This is a genomic window from Aureispira sp. CCB-QB1, from assembly GCF_000724545.1.
In the GTDB taxonomy this organism is placed as follows: domain Bacteria; phylum Bacteroidota; class Bacteroidia; order Chitinophagales; family Saprospiraceae; genus Aureispira.
Window position 1 is genome coordinate 1 of record NZ_JHBV01000168.1, and the last position, 3,275, is coordinate 3,275.

Annotated in this window: 2 rRNA genes; both read left to right on the plus strand. The window is 46.7% G+C overall.

What is annotated here, in order from left to right:
- Window positions 1-136 precede the first annotated feature (136 nt).
- Window positions 137-3,004 (plus strand): 23S ribosomal RNA (locus tag CG11_RS28875).
- Between the two features lie 144 nt (window positions 3,005-3,148).
- Window positions 3,149-3,259: ribosomal RNA gene (rrf, locus tag CG11_RS28880) — 5S ribosomal RNA — on the plus strand.
- The last annotated feature ends 16 nt before the right edge of the window (window positions 3,260-3,275 follow it).

The window sequence follows — 3,275 nt, forward strand, 5'->3', positions numbered from 1 at the left end:
AGAAAAAGTTAATTGACATACTGGAGAATAAACAAAAGCAAAATAGATAAAGATTATCTCCGTGCTAATGAGAATTAGCACGAAAAAATAAACGAATTAGATTTATAGGAATATAGATCGAAAGCGTTCATTATGTAAGAAAGCGAACAAAGAGCGTATGGGGGATGCCTAGGCTCTCAGAGAAGACGAAGGACGTGATAAGCTGCGAAAAGCTACGATGAGTCGCAAATAGACGTTAAGAATCGTAGATGTCCGAATGGGGCAACCCAGCTGACTGAAGGTCAGTTACTCGAAAGAGGTAGAACGCAGGGAACTGAAACATCTAAGTACCTGTAGGAGGAGAAAATAAGAAAATGATTCCGTAAGTAGTGGCGAGCGAACGCGGAAAAGCCCAAACCATATAGAGCAATTTATATGGGGTAGAAGGACTGAATAATCTATTACAAAGGAAGAGGAATTGTCTGGGAAGGCAAACCAAAGAGGGTGAGAGTCCCGTATTCGTAAAATTTGTAAAGAGTCAGGATCCTGAGTAGCACGAAACCAGAGGAATTTTGTGTGAATTTGCCGGTACCATCCGGTAAGGCTAAATACTCCTGAGAGACCGATAGCGAACAAGTACCGTGAGGGAAAGGTGAAAAGAACTGCTAGGAGCAGAGTGAAAAGAACCTGAAACCATACGCTTACAAGCGGTCGGAGCGAAAGTGACGGCGTGCCTTTTGCATAATGAGCCTACGAGTTACACTTCACTAGCAAGGTTAAGGTATAGAGTACCGAATCCGTAGGGAAACCGAGTCTGAATAGGGCGAATAAGTTAGTGGAGGTAGACGCGAAACCAGGTGATCTACCCATGAGCAGGTTGAAGTTGTGGTAACACACAATGGAGGACCGCACCAATATACGTTGAAAAGTGTTTGGATGACTTGTGGGTAGGGGTGAAAGGCCAATCAAACCTGGAGATAGCTCGTACTCCCCGAAATGCATTTAGGTGCAGCGTTGGAGTTAATTTGTGATGGAGGTAGAGCTACCGATAGGGCTAGGGGGAGTCAAATCCTACCAACCCCTGACGAACTCCGAATGCCATCACAAAGAACCAGCAGTGAGGCTATGGGTGCTAAGGTCCATAGCCAAGAGGGAAACAACCCAGACCACCAGCTAAGGTCCCCAAGTATATATTAAGTTGAAAGAACGAGGTGGAGTTGCTATGACAGCTAGGATGTTGGCTTGGAAGCAGCCATTCATTTAAAGAGTGCGTAACAGCTCACTAGTCGAGTGACTCTGCGCGGAAAATACTCGGGCATCAAATATATCACCGAAGCTGTGGATCGTAAGATGGTAGGGGAGCATTCTAAGGTCAGTGAAGATGTGCTGTGAGGCATGTTGGAGAGCTTAGAAAAGAAAATGTAGGCATGAGTAACGATAAAATAGGTGAAAGTCCTATTCACCGAAAGACCAAGGATTCCAATTCTATGCAAGACAGAGTTGGGTTAGTCGGGACCTAAGGCAAAGCCGAGAGGCGGCGTCGATGGCGAACTGGTTAATATTCCAGTACTTGCTGTAATTGTGAAGCAGGGACGGAGCAGGCGGTTGGCTGCGAGCTGATGGAATAGCTCGTTGAAGAGTGGACGTAGGATGTGTAGTGAAGTACGCACATCACAGGAAACTCGATAGTACTAGAAACTCTATGGAGTGGATAGATAATGCCATTAGTCATACTTCCAAGAAAAGCTGCTAAACTATAGATTACAGGAACCCGTACCGTAAACCGACACAGGTGGTCGAGGAGAGTATCCTAAGGTGCACGAGAGAATCATGGCTAAGGAACTAGGCAAAATGGGCGCGTAACTTCGGGAGAAGCGTCGCTCGGTGTAAAAACTGAGCCGCAGTGAAGAGGCCCAGGCGACTGTTTAGCAAAAACACAGGACTCTGCGAAGCTGAAAGGCAAAGTATAGGGTCTGACACCTGCCCGGTGCCGGAAGGTTAAGGAAGGGGGTTAGCTTCGGCGAAGCTCTTAACTGAAGCCCCGGTAAACGGCGGCCGTAACTATAACGGTCCTAAGGTAGCGAAATTCCTTGTCGGGTAAGTTCCGACCTGCACGAATGGTGTAACGATCTGGGCACTGTCTCAGCCATGAGCTCGGTGAAATTGAAGTATCGGTGAAGATGCCGATTACCCGCAACGGGACGAAAAGACCCCGTGAACCTTTACTATAGCTTAACGTTGTCTTTGAGTAGTTGATGTGTAGGATAGGTGGGAGACTATGAAGCTGGTACGCTAGTGCTGGTGGAGTCGTTGTTGAAATACCACCCTTCAATTGCTTAGAGACTAACCCCTGTGTGGGGACATCGTTAGGTGGGTAGTTTGACTGGGGTGGTCGCCTCCTAAAAAGTAACGGAGGCTCCCAAAGGTTCCCTCAGCATGGTTGGTAATCATGCAAAGAGCGTATAAGTACAAGGGAGCTTGACTGCGAGACAAACAAGTCGAACAGGTACGAAAGTAGGGTTAAGTGATCCGGTGTTTCTGAATGGAAGGGACATCGCTCAAAGGATAAAAGGTACTCCGGGGATAACAGGCTGATCTCCCCCAAGAGCTCACATCGACGGGGAGGTTTGGCACCTCGATGTCGGCTCGTCACATCCTGGGGCTGGAGAAGGTCCCAAGGGTTGGGCTGTTCGCCCATTAAAGTGGCACGCGAGCTGGGTTCAGAACGTCGCAAGACAGTTCGGTCTCTATCTGTTGTGGGCGTAGGAATATTGAGAAGCTTTGACTCTAGTACGAGAGGACCGAGTTGAACGAACCACTAGTGTATCTGTTGTACAGCCGTGTGCATTGCAGAGTAGCTATGTTCGGAATGGATAAGCGCTGAAAGCATCTAAGCGCGAAGCCAACTTCAAGATGAGTATTCCATGAAGGGACGTTAAAGATGATGACGTAGATAGGTTGCAGGTGGAAGCGCAGTGATGTGTTAGGGAGCCGAGCAATACTAATGACCCGAAAGCTTTCTATTTTAAAAAATAGAAGAATCTATAGCTAAATTGCTTTAGTTTATCTCCACTGTATGTTAATAAATCGGCAATAGAAATTGTTGATTAACAAGAAAAAGAAGTTCAGAACAAGAACAGAAGAAACGTCTAGAAATGGACAAAGAATAGTAGGCGGCAATAGCGAAGGGGAGACACCTTTCACCATTCCGAACAAAGAAGTAAAGTCCTTCAGCGCCGATGGTACTGCCTTATGGTGGGAGAGTAGGTCACCGCCTTCTTTTTTTTTCTTAAAAA